Genomic DNA, 18,254 nt, shown 5'->3' on the forward strand with positions numbered 1-18,254 from the left:
TCGGGAAGAATAGGGAAACCGGTGAAAATCCGGTGCTGCCCCGCAACTGTAATTGGCGCGAACATACAGCAATATGCCACTGTTTTTCTGATTTTGAAAATCCCCTTTTCAAAGTCTTTAACCGGGAAGGTGCTGTATGTGGCCTAAGCCAGGAGACCTGCCGTAACAGCTAATTAATCTGCCTTCGTGGGCCAAGGTGAGATAATGAACAACTGTGTTAACATACCTTATTCTATTAGCCGTATTACATGGTTTCTTTTCTCTTTCCACGCAAGGTTACAACTTTTAATGCTATTTCTTAAAAAGGAGTAACTCTTATGCATAAGTTTACCATTAGTTTTCTTCTGGCACTTTTTTCTGTGCTTGTCAGTAATACACTGCGGGCTTCGGAAAACCCCGATTCCCTCAAAACATACAGCCTGAGCGGTGTGGTCGTTACGGCCAACAGAACCGCTACACCAATTAAGGAAACCGCAAGCTCGGTTACGGTTATCGGGGAAGATGAAATTAAAAGAAGCCAGAAGATTTCTCTGCCCGAAATTTTAGGCAACGTGCCTGGACTTAGCGTCGTGCGCCAGGGCGGACCCGGCGGGCTCTCCAGCGTATTTATGAGAGGCGCAAATGCTGAACAGACTCTCTTCTTAATTGACGGGGTTGCCGTTAACGACCCCAGCTCTTTAAGCAACTCATACGACATGTCGAACTTCCCGCTGGATAATATTGAAAGGGTGGAGGTTCTGCGCGGACCACAGAGCACACTCTACGGATCTGAGGCTATGGCGGGCGTTATCAGCATATTCACAAAAAAGGGAAGCGGAAAACCCCGCTACTCTCTTTCACTTGAAGGAGGCTCATACGACACGTATAAAGGAAACGCTTCCTTAAACGGCAGCTTGGGCATTATAGACTATAGCCTCGGCTACTCACGCTACGATACAAAAGGCTTTTCTTCGGCCGATGAAAAGTACGGCAACAGCGAAAAAGACGGCAACCTTAATAATTCCTTATTCTCGCGCGTGGGACTGAAGCTGACGGATAACCTGAGCCTGGACTTTATGTTTAACTACACTAAGGCCAAAACCGGCCTGGACCAGAATGAAATGAAAGGCGATGACCCGAACTTCACGTATAACCTTGAAGAAAGCCTGTTCAAAACCTCGGGCAGCCTTTTAAGCTTTGAGGGAAAATGGAAGCAGACCCTTTCGGCTTCTGTTATGAGGCACATAAGCCACGCTATTGATGATCCTGACGGCATGAGGCCCCTGACCTCTTCCGTGGCTTATTTCAACGGAACGAGAATTAAGCTCGACTGGCAGAACGAGATAAAGCTTTATGAGAAAAACATAATGGTCTTTGGCTTTGAAAGCGGTTTTGAAAAGGCCAATACGGAATATAATTCCGCCTCCGAGTGGGGACCTTTTTCTTCAGCTTTATCCAGCAAAATGCTGAATACCTCGGGCGTGTATTTGGAGCAGCAGTTGAACCTTCAGGATGCCCTTTTTATGAGCCTTGGCGCAAGATACGACTATCATGAAAAGTTCGGCTCGGTTGTAACTTACCGCATTGCCCCGGCATATTTTATCAATGCAACCGCAACAAAGCTGAAGGCTACATATGCTACAGGCTTTAAGAGCCCGTCGTTATACTACCTTTACGACCCGTCGTTCGGCAACCCTTCACTCAAGCCGGAAAAAAGCAAGGGCTTCGACGTGGGCTTTGAGCAGTACCTCTTAAACAACAAGGTTACAGCAGGCCTTACATACTTTAACAATACTTTTTCTGACCTGATTGGATATGACAATTCTTTTAAGACAATTAATATAGCAAAGGCCGAAGCCAAGGGCTGGGAGGTGTTCCTTAATGCGTCTTCAATTTATAACTTTAACTTCGGCTTCAACTATTCCTATACCGAAAGCCAGGATAAAAGTCCTGAGAGCCTGGAAAACGGCATGCAGCTTTTAAGAAGGCCTAAGAACAAGTTAGGCTTAAACGCGGGTTATGAATTCAGCAGCGCAAAGCTGAACCTGGAAGTGCTTAATATCGGTGAACGCGAGGACAAGGATTTTACGGCCTTTACAAGGGTCCCCTTAAAAAGCTACACTCTTGTTAACCTTGCGGCTTCTTACAGCATTACTCCTATGCTCAGGGTCTTTGGACGCGTGGATAACCTCCTTAATGCAAAGTACGAAGAGGTGCTTTTCTACGGCACTCCGGGCCGTTCGGCATATGTGGGACTCAAACTTAATTTTGAATAAAGAGGCATCATCATGAGCGGATTAAAGAAAGGTTTTATTCAGGTTTATACCGGAAACGGCAAGGGGAAAACAACAGCTGCACTCGGGCAGGCCATAAGAAGCTCGGGCAGCGGAATGAAAAGCCTTATAATCCAGTTCATGAAGGATTTCCCGTACGGTGAGCTCAGGGCTCTTAAGAGCCTTGAGCCCCTTATTACAATTGAGCAGTACGGAAACGACACTTTTGTCCTTGAGAAAAGGCCGCCTGAAGATAAGGAGAAAGAAGAAATTCAAAGAGGTCTTAAAAGAGCCCAGGATGCGCTCCTAAGCGGGGAATACGACCTTGTAATTCTGGATGAAATCTGCGTATGCTTTTATTTCGGCCTTCTGAACCTGGATGACGTAATGCCACTGCTCAGTATGAAGCCGGAAAATGTGGAGCTCATTCTTACAGGCCGCTACTGCCCGGAGGAAATACTGGACATGGCCGACCTGGTTACAGATATGCGTGAAATAAAGCACTACTACCGGAAAGGCATTACCTCAAGAAAAGGAATTGAATGCTGAGGTCAGCTAAAAGCTATCCCCCCGGTGCGGAACTATTTAACCGTTAACTCCAGATCCGGCTTCTGAAAATTTTCCTTCGGGCATTTGACCCTCCTTGCCCAGGCCATTTCAACTATTCTTTTAAGCGTCCTTCTGAACGAATAGCCCGCAGCCTTTGAAGAGCGCATGAAACCGGCGTCTTCCGTCAGATCAGGGTTTGGATTTATTTCAAGCACAAAGAGCTCGTTATTTTTTGCCAGGCGCATATCCACCCTTGCATAATCCCTTGCTCCCAGGGCCTTGAAGGCTTTAAGCGCAAGCTCCTTTGCATCCAGCTCTACCTCAGCAGGCAGAAGAGAAGGGCAGATAGCTCTTGCCATATGGTATGCCTCATGATAAGGATCCCACTTGGCCTGGTAGCTTACAATGTTATTAAGGTGAGGCGGCATATTTGAAAAATCAATTTCACTTATAGGCAGCACCCTCGGAAAGCGGTCGCCCATTACGGCTACATTCAGCTCGCGCCCGTCAATATACTCTTCAATTAAAACTTTCTGGTTAAAACGCTCAAGTACATACTGAACGCGCTCAAGAAGCTGCCCCTCATTGCCTACAACCGATTCATCCTCTATGCCGAGGCTTGCGTCCTCCTGCGAAGGTTTTACAATCAGCGGATAGCGGAGGCCCAGGCCCCGTGCTTCCTCCTGGCACGAAACGACGCGGAACTTTGGAGTATTTATTCCCATGGAGGACAGTATGCTTTTTGCCAGAATTTTCCTCTGGCACGTTGCAAGAGCCATCGGGGGTGCGCCGGTATAAGGAATATCCATCATCTGAAGCAGGCACGCAAAATTCATCTCAAGCGTCGGCTTGTCGTTGTAATATTCAACCATGTTAAAAATAACGTCGGGACGGTTCTGCCTGTAGTCGGAAAGGAAAGTATTGTAGTCGTCAAATATATTCAGGCTGTAAGCGTCAAAGCCCGCCTCGCAAAGGGCGCGCGTAATTGAATGATACCCGTCAAGCGGGCTGGAATGCTCAATATCAAAGTACGGTTCAAAATTGATCTCTACCGAAGGGGTGGCCATTTTTTCGTAATGAGCCAGGTCAGCATGAGATATATTGTATACAACGGCTACTTTCATGTTATTCCAATATTTTGGAAAAGAATATAAAAAAAATATCTTATTCCACGCAAAGACTTTGGCTAAAAAGAATTTGGCATATTTGCAAAATAGTTTTAACTTTAATTACAACCAGCCAGCCGGAATGAAGAAATTCCATTTTGCTATTTATTAATTTTGGCATTTTCCGGTAAAGTATAATTCTCTAATTTCACAGGGTGTTTTTTGAATCCAGGGTGAAATTTCCCGTATCAGAATTCAATAAATAAATTTTATTTTAACCGTCAATTCCAAATATTTTCTCGGGATTTGCTTTAAGAAATGAGTTTTTATCCTCAGCCAAATAAATATTATTGCGGACCATTCGCACTTAAATACGCTCTTGTGATGCTCGGAATCTTCAAGAATGAAAATTCCATTGCAAAGAGCGCCGGCAGCACCTGGTGGGCAGGAACAGATGAAATCGGGCTCGCAAGAGCGGCTAAAAAATTTCACTGCCGCATGAATTACTTCCGTTCCGAAGACCCGGCAATTGCGCTGGACCTATTGGACAGGGAACTGAAAAAAGGGCTCCCCTGCATACTCAGCGTTAATAACTGGGGGCACTGGCTTACCGTGCTCGGATACCAGAAAGAAAGATATATAATTGTGGACAGCGGGCTCGAAAGGGTTATTGCCATAATGACCCCGAAACAGCTCCTTCGAAAGTGGAAGTATGTTGACGAGGAAGGATGCCCCAGCTACGATGGCTATTCACTGCTGCCTCAGTTCAAGGTTGCAACCAAGGCCCTTTTTACTTTGGAAAAGGCCCGCCACGTAATGTATAAGAAAAATGAAAACCTGGCCAAAAAATGGGATACCTATTTTAATGACCTCATTAATATTTGCCGCCCCAGGACTCCGAACTCGTACAATATAATTTCTGTAAATGAGTTCCTGCGCCGCCACAGAAATCCCCTAATAAAAAAAGTGGCCTTCTGGCATGGCACGCCGAACTATAAAGAACTTGAAAAGATACTGCAGAATTTCCAGTTCGTGGCTGAAGTCTACGACCTTGTGATTTATCATGAGGACGAGAAACGGGCGCTTATAGATTTTACATCACTTCTTATGATGTACGCATGCGGCAAGTACGGTATGGATGCTATTTACTAAAGGGTTATTATACTGCCCGTGCGGCTTTAAGGCCTTATATATACGGGGACAAAAAAATAGAAACAAAAACGCGCGCCTTTGACCGGCGCGCGCCTTATTGCTTTTTTTTAAGCTCTTTGCTATTTCAGCTCTTTTGCCATTTCCGTTGTTGAGAGTTTTATTAGCACGTCCGGCTTAATCCAGTGCCCTCCTTCAAATGAAATAACCTGATACTGTATCTGGTGTGCCTGAAGCCTCATTTCATCCATGCTGTAGTATGCCGGTTTCAGGTATTCATCCCCGGTCCCGTATACAAGCGACAGCTTGGCCTTCCTGTACATCGGGTTTTCAAGATTGATCTCGGGCGGCAGGTGGCCTCCCCAGAGTATCAGGTCGTCAATTTCAATTTTACCATTATTAAACCAGCGCGATGCTGTTGCGGTGCCCTGCGAAAAGCCGAGCAGAAAAACTTCTGCTGAATCCCTTTGAACAGTAGAGAAAATTTCATTATAAATGGCATTCAGGTAGCCTATGTAGTCACTTATTTCATTAAGCCTGTCCTCGCTTGTCATCCAGGAAGCGCCGATCTTTCCGCTTGTTCCGCTTAAATAAAAACGGGATAATCCTTCAGGGGCAACAATAAGTCTTGTGCCGTCATTCAGCTTTGAAAAGTGCTTCAGGAAATGAGAGGCCAACTGACCGTATCCATGACATACAAACCATACCTGGTTAATCTGACCTGTTACTTCACCTAAGACAAAGTATCTGGCAGTCTTGTTTACTCTTATGCTGCATTCTGTCATATAGGTACCCTGAATAAACGTTATTGAAAACTGTGATTGAACATTATTTAATAAGCAGTAAGGTAAAATACGACTACAACGTACTATTTTATCCTGAATTTATCTAAAAAATACTCACTGAATCAGATATAGCCCCACTTTCTTTTATTTTCTTCAATTTCCTGCGGCGTCGGATTCTCTCTGATCGGCTCCGGTGTTGTTGTAAAATCCTGAGATGGATGATCCTTAAAGATGTTTGCGTTTATTTCACTGTCTTCCTTGAAAATTTCAGGAACTTCAGAATCCTCAAAAATTGCTCCCCAGGGGCATTCGGGTTCACATGCAGAACAGTTGATGCATTCATCAGGGTGTATAAAAAGCTGCCTGCGGTAGTTCGGGTCCTCTACAGTCAGACCGTAAATGCAGTCCACCGGACAGACTTTTACGCAGGCTGTATCCTGACAATCAGCACATAGCCGTGTTATTACCCAGGGCATATACTTCCTCCTATAGACCTGCTGATATTATTTTCTTTTTCTCTATTCTATTTATTATTGAATTAAATATCAAGGCTGATATTTACACTTCCCCTCCATAAAAAAGGCATTTATTTAGGGGGAAGGTCCGACGTCCTACGTCCGACGGAAAAAGCCAAACCTGTTTTCCGTCGGACTTCGGACGTTGGACGTTTATCCTCCTTGCAACTTCTGACTGATAAACCTATCTTGTATGAAAAGGGGTACACTTTTGAACTTATGGATAAACTATGGATAACGTGACGTTAGAATTAATAATAATTCTAATATTAATTATTGCAAATGGTCTTTTTGCCATGTCGGAAATTGCCGTGGTCTCTTCACGGAAAGCAAGACTGGAAAATCTGGCCAGAAAAGGGAACCAGAAGTCCAGAACAGCGCTCGACCTGGCAAATTCTCCAAGCAAATTTCTTTCCACGGTCCAGGTAGGCGTTACAACCATAAGCGTAATTACCGGCGCTGTCAGCGGCGCCACGCTTGGCAAAAAGCTGTCCTATGTTTTAAGCACTGTCCCTTTCATCGGGCAATATGCCGATATCCTGGGCTATACGCTGGTTGTAGCCGCAATTACCTATGTTACACTTGTCATCGGAGAGCTCGTCCCGAAAAGAATAGGGATGAATAATCCTGAAAAAATTGCACTTAAAGTCTCCGGCTGGATGAAAACACTTTCAAGAGTCGGAACACCCATTGTTGCACTCTTAAGCCATTCTACCGACTTTGTGCTGAAACTCCTGAACCTCAGGCCTCCTTCGGAACCTAACGTTACGGAAGATGAGATCAGGATGCTCATCCGCCAGGGGAATAAAGCCGGCGTAATTGAAAAGGCCGAACAGGATATCCTTGAATCGGTCTTCCGCCTCGGGGATAAAAGGGTTGAGGCCGTTATGACGCCGAGGACGAAAATTGTGTGGCTGGATATTAATGCTCCGAGCGAAGAAAATAAAAAAATTATACTTGAATCGCATTTTTCACATTTCCCCGTCTGCGATGAGAACCTGGATAACCTGAAAGGTGTTATAAGCATAAAGGAGCTTTATTATTTCCACGTGCAGGGAAAACAGTACGATATCCATACTCACCTTCAGGAGCCGCTCTTTATTCCTGAGGGTACAAGGGCACTGAAGCTCCTGGACCGCTTTAAGGAATCGGGAAAGTCCATCGCAATTGTTATAGATGAATATGGCGGCGTTGAAGGGCTCATTACAATAACCGACCTCGTTGAGGAGGTCCTGGGGGAACTCTCTATGCAGGACCACGCCGAGCCGTATGCGAAAAGAAGAGATGACGGCTCCTGGCTTGTTGACGGTATGATCCCCGTAGACGAGTTCAAAAGGGTCTTTAAGCTCGAAACACTCCCCGGCGAGGAAACCGAGGACTTCCAGACAATAGGAGGCTTCATTCTCCTTAAAATGGAAAAGATCCCAAAAGAAGGGGAAAAACTCGAAAGCGCAGGCCTTAACTTTGAAATACTGGACATGGACGGCAACAGAATTGATAAAGTGCTTGTAACAGGCGCAAAAAAGCCCTGAAAAACGTCTAAATAAGGTAGATTGCTGAAACTTTATTGTTATATTGTATTAATAATCAAACTCTTTGGCTGAAATCTTTGTTATTATTAAGATGGAAAAACCCGCCAAATATTATATATTTTGAAACTATTTATTATTCATGTTGTTATAATAACGGAAACTTAATTGGAAAATTTTATGAAAAAACTTCAGATCTTATTACTTCTGTTAATTTTTAACTTAAGTAATTTTATTTCTGCACAGAACGTTACCGAGGCACAGCCCCCGAAAAAAGATCAGGCTTCTTCGGGCACTAATGCCGAAGGTGTACTTGCTCCGGAAAATTATTTTGAAAAGGAAGACCACCTCATCATGGTGCTCCTTTCAAGATACCATTACAAGAAGACGGATGTTAATGATTCATTGTCATCTAAAATACTTGACCGTTATATAAAAACACTTGACTACAACAAGCTCTATTTCCTGGCCTCCGACGTCGCGGGTTTCGAAAAATACCGCTATGAACTCGATGACGCCTTAAATAAGGGCCAGCTCAAACCGGCTTACGATATATTTAACCTTTTTGTACAGCGCATGAAGGACCGCCAGGAGTATATCCATAACGCCCTCCGGAAGGAATTCGATTTTACAAAAGACGAAAGCTATACTCCCGAGAGAAAAGACGCTCCCTGGGCTAAGGATAAAAGTGAACTTGACGAGCTCTGGAGAAAAAGACTTAAAGACGAGGCCTTAAGAGAGAAATTAAAGGACAAGGACTGGCCGAAAATAGCTGAGACCCTGGAAAAACGTTACAGCAACATGGAAAGAAGAATTCAGCAGTATAAAAGTGAAGACGTCTTCCAGCTCTTTATGAACCAGTTTACAGAGTCCATCGACCCTCATACAAATTATCTGTCGCCCATAACTTCAGAAAATTTCAACATGCAGATGAGCCTTTCACTTGAGGGCATTGGCGCATCCTTAATGAGCGAGGATGAATATACAAAAGTTGCCGAGGTAATTCCCGGCGGCCCGGCCTATAAGAGCAAGCTCCTGAAGGTAAACGACAAAATTGTAGGCGTCGCTCAGGGCGAGGACGGGGAAATGGTTGACGTCATAAACAAAAGCCTCGACGACGTTGTAAAGCTTATACGCGGACCCAAGGGCACACTGGTAAGGCTGCAGATCCTGCAGGCTGACGCGGGAGTTAACGCCAAGCCTAAGGAGATCAGGATTGTGCGCGATAAGGTTAAGCTCGAAGAACAGGCGGCTAAGAAAGACGTTATTAACGTTAACAGAGACGGCGCCCCGTATAAAGTAGGCGTCATTACGCTCCCTGCCTTCTACTTCGATTATCAGGCGCAGGCAAGAGGTGAAAAAGATTATAAAAGTACAACCAAGGACGTCAAAAAGCTCCTTAAAGAACTCAAGGATGAAAAAGTTGACGGAGTGGTCCTCGATTTAAGAAATAACGGCGGCGGATCCCTCCAGGAGGCAATTGACCTTACAGGACTCTTTATTAAAGACGGCCCCGTTGTCCAGGTGCGCAACGCCGACGGATCAGTTGAAGTGGGCACTGACCAGGACAGCGACGTATTTTATGACGGCCCGCTTGCAGTACTCGTTAACCGCTCCAGCGCCTCGGCTTCCGAGATCTTTGCCGGTGCAATTCAGGACTATAAGCGCGGCGTAATTGTGGGCGAACAGACCTACGGCAAAGGAACGGTCCAGAACCTGATCGACCTTAACCGCTTCCCGAAAGACCCGGGCATTAAATACGGTCAGCTGAAAGTTACAATTGCAAAGTTCTACCGTATTGACGGCGGCAGCACCCAGAGAAAAGGCGTTATCCCCGACGTTAAGTTTCCGTCGCTTATTGATACTTCGGATTATGGCGAAAGCTCTGAACCTAGCGCCCTTCCGTGGGACAGGATTGCACCCAGCCACTACGAGCTTTATACCAAGCTCGGGAACATTATTCCTGAACTCAATAAGCGCCACGAGCAGAGAATGAAAACCGATCCTGTATTCAGCAACTTCTTCGAGGAGGTCCAGGAAGCTAAAGAGGACCGCGAACAGAAGGTTGTCTCCTTAAATGAGGCAAAACGCAAGAAAGAACAGGATGAGCAGGAGGAAAGAAGACTCAAAAGCATTAACGAAAGACGCCAGGCCGAAGGGCTCAAACTCCTTAAAAAAGGCGAAGTTGCCCCTCAGGATGAAAAGCTGAGCGATCCGCTGTTAAAGGAAACGGCTAATATTGTGACAGATATGTTCTTCATGACTGCCAAAAAGTAAAAATAAACGTTTAACAAAAGGCGGAACATTGTGCTCCGCCTTTTTTTTTGCCCCCCAAAATGCCCCATTTAATGCCCCTTAAGGCCCCCGGGAAGAGAAAATTTACAAAATCTACCCGGAAAGCCATTGAAAAAAAGATAAAAATACTTATTTTTACAGTCACTATATCTCAATCGATTATCCGGAATAACTGCAGAATTTCCCTTCTTGTTTTTAGATCCTCAATTGATTTTGATATTATCTAGATATAACATTATCTTATTCTATAATTTCTTTTTTAAGCATTCAATCCTTGCCTGCATCCCCTGGGATGTCTGGGCAATAACAGTTATACAGGAGGAAATTAATGGGTTGGTTTACAAGAGCATTTAACTCTTCGCTGGGGAAAAAATATGTTATGGCAATAACAGGATTTTTCCTTCTAATCTATTTGGTCGTTCACCTTTTCGGCAACAGCTTCCTTTATTTCGGCAGAGACGCTTTCAATACTTACGTCGAAGCCCTCACGGAATCAAGCCTTAAACCGGTGATCAGAGTAATTGAAGTAGTACTGCTGCTCGGATTTTTGTTCCATATTTATCAGGGTATAAGACTCCAGCTGGGAAACTGGAAAGCACGCCCTCAGAGATATGCCGTCAGGCCGGATGACCCTCAGGCCACCCTGGCTTCAAGGACGATGTGGCTCTCAGCCAGTGTTATATTCTTTTTCCTCGTCATCCACATACAGCAGTTCTGGTACGTTTATCATTACGCCAGAACCGGAGATATGCGTATGTATGACCTGGTTATAAGTGCATTTACAAATCCGGTCTTTGCTGTGATATATCTGATTTCTGTGTTCTTACTCTTCTTTCACCTCTATCACGGTTTTCAGAGCGCATTCCAGAGCCTCGGATGGAATCATGTTAAATACAGAACCCTTATTGTTGTTTTGGGGAAAATCTACGCTGTGGTTATCGGCCTGGGGTTCGCTTCTTTTCCGATCTACTTTTATTTTATGGGAGGTAAATAATGGCTACGTTAGATTCCAAAATTCCGGCCGGAAACTTACAGGATAAGTGGAATAACCACAAGTTCAACTTAAAGCTGGTTAACCCGGCTAATAAAAGAAAATACGACATTATTGTTGTCGGCACCGGGCTTGCCGGCGCTTCTGCCGCAGCTACTCTGGCCGAATTAGGCTATAACGTCAAGGCTTTCTGCTACCAGGACAGCCCCCGCCGCGCTCATAGTATCGCTGCTCAGGGCGGAATTAACGCCGCTAAGAATTACCAGAACGACGGCGACAGCATTTTCCGCCTCTTCTACGATACAATTAAAGGCGGCGACTACCGTGCCCGCGAGGCAAACGTGTACAGGCTTGCCGAAGTAAGCAATAATATTATAGACCAGTGCGTGGCTCAGGGTGTGCCTTTTGCAAGGGAATACGGCGGACTCCTGGATAACCGCTCTTTCGGCGGAGCACAGGTCTCAAGAACTTTTTATGCCAGGGGCCAAACGGGGCAGCAGCTCCTCCTTGGTGCCTACAGCGCCCTTAACCGCCAGATAGGCCTGGGTAAGGTTAAAATGTACCCCAGACGCGAAATGCTCGACCTCGTCGTTGTCGACGGCGCCGCAAGAGGCATTGTCGTTAGAAACCTCATTACAGGCGACATCGAAAAATATTCAGCCCATGCCGTAATCCTGGCTACAGGCGGATATGGAAATACTTACTTCCTTTCCACCAATGCCATGAATTCAAACGGTACGGCAATCTGGCGCGCTCACAAAAAAGGCGCCATGTTCGCAAATCCCTGCTTTACTCAGATTCACCCGACCTGCATCCCGGTCCACGGCGAGTATCAGTCAAAGCTGACACTCATGAGCGAAAGCTTAAGAAACGACGGACGCGTTTGGGTCCCTAAAAAAGCAGGCGATAAACGTTCACCAGGCCAGATCCCTGAAGAGGAAAGAGATTACTTCCTCGAAAGAAAATACCCCTCTTTTGGAAACCTTGTACCGCGCGACGTGGCTTCAAGAAACTCAAAAGAACAGTGCGACCAGGGTAAGGGCGTCGGTGATACAGGACTTGCAGTTTACCTCGACTTTGCAGACGCAATTAAGCGCCTCGGCAAAAAGGCAATTGATGAAAAATACGGCAACCTCTTCCAGATGTATCAGATGATCACGGACGAGGACCCCTATCAGGTGCCGATGAGAATTTATCCTGCAATCCATTACACAATGGGCGGCCTCTGGGTCGACTATAACCTCATGAGCACTGTACCGGGCTGCTTCGTCCTGGGTGAGGCTAACTTCTCAGATCACGGTGCAAACCGCCTGGGCGCAAGCGCACTCATGCAGGGACTTGCCGACGGTTATTTCGTCATCCCTTACACAATCGGCGATTACCTGGCTACAAGCAAACTGCAGGCAGTCTCTACAGATCACCCCGCATTTGCTAAAGATGAACAGGCAATCAAAGGCATGGTTGAAAAACTTCTTTCAATCAAGGGTAAGAAAACTGTCGATGAAATCCACCGCGAGCTGGGTAAAATCATGTGGGAACACGTTGGAATGGCAAGAAATGCCAAAGGCTTAAATGAAGCTATTACTGCAATAAAAACTCTCCGCGAGGAATTCTGGAAAGACGTTAACGTAACCGGTTCGGCCGACGATCTGAACCAGACGCTCGAAAGAGCAGGCCGCGTGGCAGATTTCCTCGAAATCGGCGAACTTATTGCAACAGACGCTCTTCACAGGAATGAATCCTGCGGAGGACATTTCCGCCAGGAATACCAGACAGAAGAAAATGAAGCTAGACGCGACGACGAAAACTTTACTTACGTTGCTGCCTGGGAATTCAATGAAGTTGGAAAATGGACTTTGAACAAAGAGCCCCTTGTTTTTGAGAATGTGAAATTAACGCAGAGGAGCTATAAATAATGAGCAAGAATCTAAATTTAACTTTAAGGATCTGGCGTCAGCCTAACAGGACTACCGTAGGCAGGTTTGTTACTTATAAGGTCTCAAATATTTCTACAGATTCTTCTTTCCTCGAAATGCTCGATGTGCTGAACGAGGACCTGCAGAGAAAAAATGAGGACCCTGTGGCTTTCGACCACGACTGCCGCGAGGGTATTTGCGGAGCCTGCGGACTGGTTATCAATGGAAGGCCTCACGGACCGGTTAAAGGTACTACCACCTGCCAGCTCCACATGCGTAATTTTGACGACGGCGACACCATTACAATTGAACCCTGGAGAGCCAAGGCTTTCCCGGTATTAAAAGACCTTATGGTCGACCGTTCGGCACTGGAGAAGGTTCAGCAGGCCGGGGGCTTCGTTTCAGTTAATACAGGCGGAGTGCCCGATGCTAACTCAATCGCTATATCTAAGGATATGGCTAACATTGCAATGGATGCCGCTGCCTGCATAGGCTGCGGAGCATGCGTTGCCGCCTGCAAGAATGCATCTGCAATGCTTTTCGTCTCAGCCAAGGTTTCTCACCTGGCACACCTGCCTCAGGGCCTTACAGAAAGGTTTGAAAGGGTGGAAGCTATGGTTAAGGTAATGGACGAAATGGGCTTTGGCAGCTGTACCAACACATATGCATGCGAAGCTGAATGCCCCAAGGAAATCTCCGTAAGGCACATAGCCGTAATGAACCGCGAATACTTCGCCGCCAAACTCAAATCGAACAACAAAAACGGTAAAGATATAATCTAAATAAAATTTAGATTGCCAAATTCAAAAATCCCGGCCAATTTGACCGGGATTTTTTATTACTGCATAATTATCCCAAACCCCCAACTTATTCTTTTACTTTGAATATTTAATTTATATCTTATTGTTCAGATTTCACAAAATAACGTAATTATTCGATAATGTACTGAGGGGATATCGAAATTTTAAGATCATGTAACAGGGTAATATTATGTTTGAAAAAGAAATTAATTTCATTTACGACTTCAGCATAAATGAAGTCAGACGACTTGGCTCTTTTTTTACGTATGAGGAACTGGCTTCTGCCGACCTTCATCCGGCAATAATAAAGTATATTTCAGCTGAGCTGGACTATCTGATCTACGAGGACAGGCAAAGACTGCTCAGTAATTCCAATTTTGATTATTCCGGCAGCAAAATTGCCGAATATTTTTCTCTGATCGGGGAAGAAATAAAGAGATCTAAAAGATTTTCATTTGAATACGTGGACGACCTGATCCTCCACGCGATCTCCTTTAACGTCAACTATCTCGCCCAGCCTAAGTGGGCCCTGACAAAACTGATCTTTGAAAAGGAAGACGTTATTAAAACTTCCGAACTCAAACAGATCATAAATTACGTTTACTTTCACGAATATATAAAGGCCATTATCGAAAAGTATCTTCTGAAGAAAAACCTTCAGATGATAAGCCGCGCTGAATTTGAAACTATAATAGATAAATTGGACCAGGAGATCCTGGGAACGGACCCCTCGAGGGTTTTTAACCTCGTGCTGCGTGCAATAGGCGAGTTCTTTAATATCGGAAGCGTAATTAAAAGCAGAATTCCGCTTTACCCGTTTAAGCTGTACCTGAAGGAAAAGAAATTCCAGGGGCATGTGGCAAAGCTTGATAGCTCCTTTAAGGGCGATACCAGACAGTTATTCGATATAGTTGAAGTACAGAACGTTCTTTTCCCACAGGAAGTGAAAAAACAGCCGGAAAAGAAGCCGCAGACACAGAAACCGGCCTTTCCCAAAGCGGCTGAAGAAAATCCCCGGGAACGGAAAACTGAAGCAGTAAAATCTGAAGATGTAAAACCTGCAGAACCAAAACCTGCAGAAGTAAAGCCCGAAGGGCCGAAACCTCTGGTGCCAAACTTTCGCCCCAACGGTGGAAACTACTTGGAAAGGATACTTAAACAGGAGACTCCGGCCTCTTTCTTCAGCTCAGAGGAGGATGCTCCGGAAAGCGGGGCGCCTGAAAAGGAAGAAGAATCTCCGGCCATAAAAGAGGAACCCATAGAACTGTTTGAAGTGCCGGCTGAGGAAGAGCCTTCAATTCCGGATATTACGGAAAACTCAGAAGATAAAGTTGAGGACAAGGCTCCCGAAGAAAGTGTTGTAATGGAATTTCCTGAAGAGGAAAAAACTCCTTTTGAACTGGAATTTGAAGAGGTTAAGGAGCCTGAAACTGAAGCTTCCGCTCCTGCTCCTGAGGTTCAGGAAGAGGAGAAACCGGAAGAGATCTTTGAGGGAATCGATATCGATAAAATAGACCTCGATACAATTGACTCAGATGAGGCTGAAGACAAAGCAGACACTAGCAGGGAAGGGGGCAGCCAGGGCTTCTTATCAAAATTGTTGAAAAAAGGAGCCCGCAAGGCGGAAAAGCCGGCGGTAGATGACATTGCTGAAGAAATCTCAGAACCCGTTATAAACTTTGATGCTGAAATATCAATTGAGGAAGAAAAGGCTCCTCTGGAGATAAAAGAAGCGGAAGACGCGGCCATGGATGAGGCTCCGCAGAGCGGGAAGACCTTCAGCCGCATATTTACAGTGATCTCGGAAGTGTTCTCAAAAAGAGAGCAGCAGAAAATTATTTCAGAATTATTTGCAAATAAACCTGAAAAATTCGCAGGTACTGTTTATAATGTAATAACAGAGGCCCGCGACGTTTACGACGCTGAAAGACTGATCGATTCGGTCCTGAAGGCAAATAAGATCGACCTGTCATCCAGGTGGGCTAAGGTATTTAAGAAAAACATTAAACAATATTTCAATCAAGACTAACATATGTTTATAGACTACGCAGAAATAGAAATTAAAGCAGGCAACGGCGGAGCCGGACAGATCTCTTTCAGAAGGGAAAAGTTTGTTCCCAAAGGCGGCCCCTCAGGCGGAGACGGCGGCAGGGGGGGGGACGTAATTGTCCGCGCCCACCATAACCTCCATACACTCCTCGATTTCAGGTACAAAAGGCACTATTCGGCTGAAAACGGCGAAAAGGGGGGGAACTCTCTTAAAGACGGCAAAAGCGGCGATAACGTTATTATTAAGGTCCCGGTTGGAACCATCATTAAGGACAGGGATACAGGCGAGGTCCTGGCCGACCTGGATCAGAATGAAAAAAGCGTCGTTATTGCAAAAGGCGGCATCGGCGGCCGCGGCAACAGCAAATTTGCAACTCCAACAAACCAGACCCCGCGCCACGCGGAGGCCGGAAGACCGGGTGAGCAGCGGGCTATTGTCCTGGAGCTTAAACTCATTGCTGACGTTGGACTTGTAGGTTTCCCGAATGCAGGCAAATCCACGCTGATTTCAGTAGTTTCTGCGGCAAAACCTAAAATTGCGGACTATCCCTTTACTACGCTTGAGCCTAACCTTGGCATTGTGCAGTATAAGGATTACCAGAGCTTTGTGGTTGCCGATATACCCGGAATTATCGAAGGCGCCCACACGGGCAAGGGCCTCGGCATCAAGTTCCTAAAGCACATCGAAAGAACAGGAATACTTCTCTTCTTAATTGATATTACCTCGGAAAACTACCAGAAGGATTATAATACTCTGGTAAATGAGCTGGCAAATTACAGCGAAGTTTTACTCAACAAGAAAAGAATAGTCGCTTTTTCCAAAGCCGACCTCCTGGAAGAAAAAGAGCTCAAGAAGCTGAAAAAGAAAAAGCTGAAAAATTACGACGGCACCATTTTAATTTTTTCTTCGGCTTCGGGCTACGGCATTAATGAATTAAAAGACTATTTATGGGCCGAGCTTAAGTCGTGAAAATTAGACTTTATCCTGTTAAAATAATCTTTCTTTTTATTGTTACTCTTGCTTTCGGCATATCGGCGCTTCTTATAGGATCAGTCCCTGTTTCCTTTAAGGAGCTTTACAGTCTTTTCCTCGGCGGGACTTCAAGCGACCTTGTGCGCCAGGTGATCTATGAAGTCAGGCTTCCCCGTGTACTCCTGGCAATTGCCATAGGCGGGGGGCTTTCCGTTTCAGGAAGCGTCTACCAGGCAATTTTAATGAACCCCCTGGCCGAGCCGTACATACTTGGCATTTCAAGCGGTGCCGCCTTCGGTGCGGTACTGTCGTTTCTGCTGGGACTTAGCTTTTTAGGCACGCAGATGCTGGCATTCATAGGCGCCGTAAGCGTAATTGTGCTGGTGTTTCTCCTGGGTAAAAGGTTCGGGGAGCTGGAGCCGAATATTATGCTCCTTTCAGGCGTAATGGTTGGTGCGTTTTTCTCGGCATCCATCTTAATGATGACTACATTCTTGAGGGATTCCTTAAGAAACGCGGTTTTCTGGCTCATGGGACAGCTTTCACTGGCTGATCCCAAGTCGGCAATGGTTATTTTCCCGGTATCGGTCATAGTGTCCTTCATTCTTTCGGTCAACTCACAGAAATTCAACGTTCTGGCCCTGGGATCCGATACAGCCAGTCATTTGGGCATAAACACACCATTACTTAAGAATTTTACTTATATTCTGACAAGCCTGATGGTTGGTATGCTGGTTTCAGTAAGCGGCATAATAGGTTTTGTAGGCCTCCTGGTGCCGCACGTCTGCAGGATGATTTTCGGCGCGGACAACAGGATTGTAATTCCGGCGTCATTTTTTGTGGGTGCGGCTTATTTACTTGTAGCCGACACCCTGGCCCGGAGCATCATATCCCCGGCCGAACTGCCCGTAGGAGCCATAACAGCCTTCATCGGTGCCCCGGTATTCGTCTATTTATTAAGAAAACGTTTCCGGTAACGCTCCGTGGTCAAAATCAAAACCATTTTTCCTTGAATAGCCACGACCTTTTAGGTTCATTTTTCCCTTGAATAGCCACGACTCTCCGCGGAGAGTCGTGGAATAATGAATAAACAACCCCGTGGCTTTAGCCACAGATTCTCCGTCCGGGAATTTGGGGCTGAAATCCCCGGGAATTAATGAATATTTTCCTGTTCGGAAAAATTTTTACTGGTAAATCGCGATCTTTTGGTAATAAAAAGCTTGATATTTCGGCTTTTGGTCTCTATATTAATAGCCTTGAAATTTTATTTGTTGGCGGGGTAGCTCAGTAGGTTAGAGCAATGGAATCATAATCCATGTGTCGGGGGTTCGAATCCCTCCCCCGC

Annotated in this window: 14 protein-coding genes and 1 riboswitch; of the genes, 11 read left to right on the forward strand and 3 right to left on the reverse strand. The window is 45.5% G+C overall.

The annotated features are described in order from the left end of the window. Positions 1-180, forward strand: a riboswitch (cobalamin riboswitch). This riboswitch is flagged as partial in the annotation. Positions 181-317: 137 nt separating this feature from the next. Continuing rightward, positions 318-2,255: a TonB-dependent receptor gene (locus HF312_20055; GenBank protein MCU7522517.1), complete on the forward strand. Its 1,938-nt coding sequence runs from the start codon at positions 318-320 to the stop codon at positions 2,253-2,255. 12 nt (positions 2,256-2,267) lie between these two features. Further along, a complete protein-coding gene (gene cobO, locus HF312_20060; GenBank protein MCU7522518.1) occupies positions 2,268-2,801 on the forward strand; it encodes a cob(I)yrinic acid a,c-diamide adenosyltransferase in 534 nt (177 codons plus the stop codon). 32 nt (positions 2,802-2,833) lie between these two features. Here the strand turns inward: cobO and HF312_20065 are convergent, their stop codons facing one another. Beyond that, positions 2,834-3,925: an ATP-grasp domain-containing protein gene (locus HF312_20065; GenBank protein MCU7522519.1), complete on the reverse strand. Its 1,092-nt coding sequence runs from the start codon at positions 3,923-3,925 to the stop codon at positions 2,834-2,836. Positions 3,926-4,225: 300 nt separating this feature from the next. Between HF312_20065 and HF312_20070 the strand changes: the two genes are divergently transcribed. Continuing rightward, on the forward strand, positions 4,226-5,059 hold the full coding sequence (locus tag HF312_20070; GenBank protein ID MCU7522520.1) for a hypothetical protein: 834 nt from the start codon (positions 4,226-4,228) through the stop codon (positions 5,057-5,059). Positions 5,060-5,178: 119 nt separating this feature from the next. On the opposite strand, the gene HF312_20075 is transcribed toward HF312_20070, so the two are convergent. Continuing rightward, positions 5,179-5,841 carry a phospholipase gene (locus tag HF312_20075; GenBank protein MCU7522521.1) on the reverse strand — a complete coding sequence of 221 codons (663 nt, stop codon included), beginning with the start codon at positions 5,839-5,841 and terminating at the stop codon, positions 5,179-5,181. 122 nt (positions 5,842-5,963) lie between these two features. Continuing rightward, a complete protein-coding gene (locus tag HF312_20080) occupies positions 5,964-6,317 on the reverse strand; it encodes a ferredoxin family protein (protein MCU7522522.1) in 354 nt (117 codons plus the stop codon). A gap of 269 nt (positions 6,318-6,586) precedes the next feature. On the opposite strand from HF312_20080, the gene HF312_20085 reads away from it, so the two are divergent. The 8 genes from HF312_20085 to HF312_20120 all read left to right on the forward strand — a co-directional run bounded on the left by HF312_20085 (position 6,587) and on the right by HF312_20120 (position 17,886). Next, positions 6,587-7,888 carry an HlyC/CorC family transporter gene (locus tag HF312_20085; GenBank protein MCU7522523.1) on the forward strand — a complete coding sequence of 434 codons (1,302 nt, stop codon included), beginning with the start codon at positions 6,587-6,589 and terminating at the stop codon, positions 7,886-7,888. Between the two features lie 177 nt (positions 7,889-8,065). Further along, on the forward strand, positions 8,066-10,162 hold the full coding sequence (locus HF312_20090) for a carboxy terminal-processing peptidase (GenBank protein MCU7522524.1): 2,097 nt from the start codon (positions 8,066-8,068) through the stop codon (positions 10,160-10,162). A gap of 346 nt (positions 10,163-10,508) precedes the next feature. After that, entirely contained in the window at positions 10,509-11,174 is a 666-nt protein-coding gene (locus HF312_20095; GenBank protein MCU7522525.1) for a succinate dehydrogenase cytochrome b subunit, read from the forward strand. Next, positions 11,174-13,087, forward strand: coding sequence for a fumarate reductase/succinate dehydrogenase flavoprotein subunit (locus HF312_20100; GenBank protein ID MCU7522526.1), 1,914 nt, complete (start codon positions 11,174-11,176; stop codon positions 13,085-13,087). The genes HF312_20095 and HF312_20100 overlap by 1 nt, the downstream gene beginning before the upstream one ends. Continuing rightward, positions 13,087-13,869, forward strand: a complete 783-nt coding sequence (locus HF312_20105) for a succinate dehydrogenase/fumarate reductase iron-sulfur subunit (protein ID MCU7522527.1) — start codon at positions 13,087-13,089, stop codon at positions 13,867-13,869. The genes HF312_20100 and HF312_20105 overlap by 1 nt, the downstream gene beginning before the upstream one ends. 208 nt (positions 13,870-14,077) lie before the next feature. Further along, positions 14,078-15,916: a hypothetical protein gene (locus HF312_20110; GenBank protein MCU7522528.1), complete on the forward strand. Its 1,839-nt coding sequence runs from the start codon at positions 14,078-14,080 to the stop codon at positions 15,914-15,916. A gap of 3 nt (positions 15,917-15,919) precedes the next feature. Next, on the forward strand, positions 15,920-16,906 hold the full coding sequence (gene obgE, locus HF312_20115) for a GTPase ObgE (GenBank protein ID MCU7522529.1): 987 nt from the start codon (positions 15,920-15,922) through the stop codon (positions 16,904-16,906). Further along, positions 16,903-17,886, forward strand: a complete 984-nt coding sequence (locus HF312_20120) for an iron ABC transporter permease (protein MCU7522530.1) — start codon at positions 16,903-16,905, stop codon at positions 17,884-17,886. Before obgE ends, HF312_20120 begins: the two co-directional genes overlap by 4 nt. Positions 17,887-18,254 lie beyond the last annotated feature (368 nt).

This window comes from Ignavibacteria bacterium (genome assembly GCA_025612375.1).
GTDB lineage: Bacteria > Bacteroidota > Ignavibacteria > Ignavibacteriales > SURF-24 > JAAXKN01.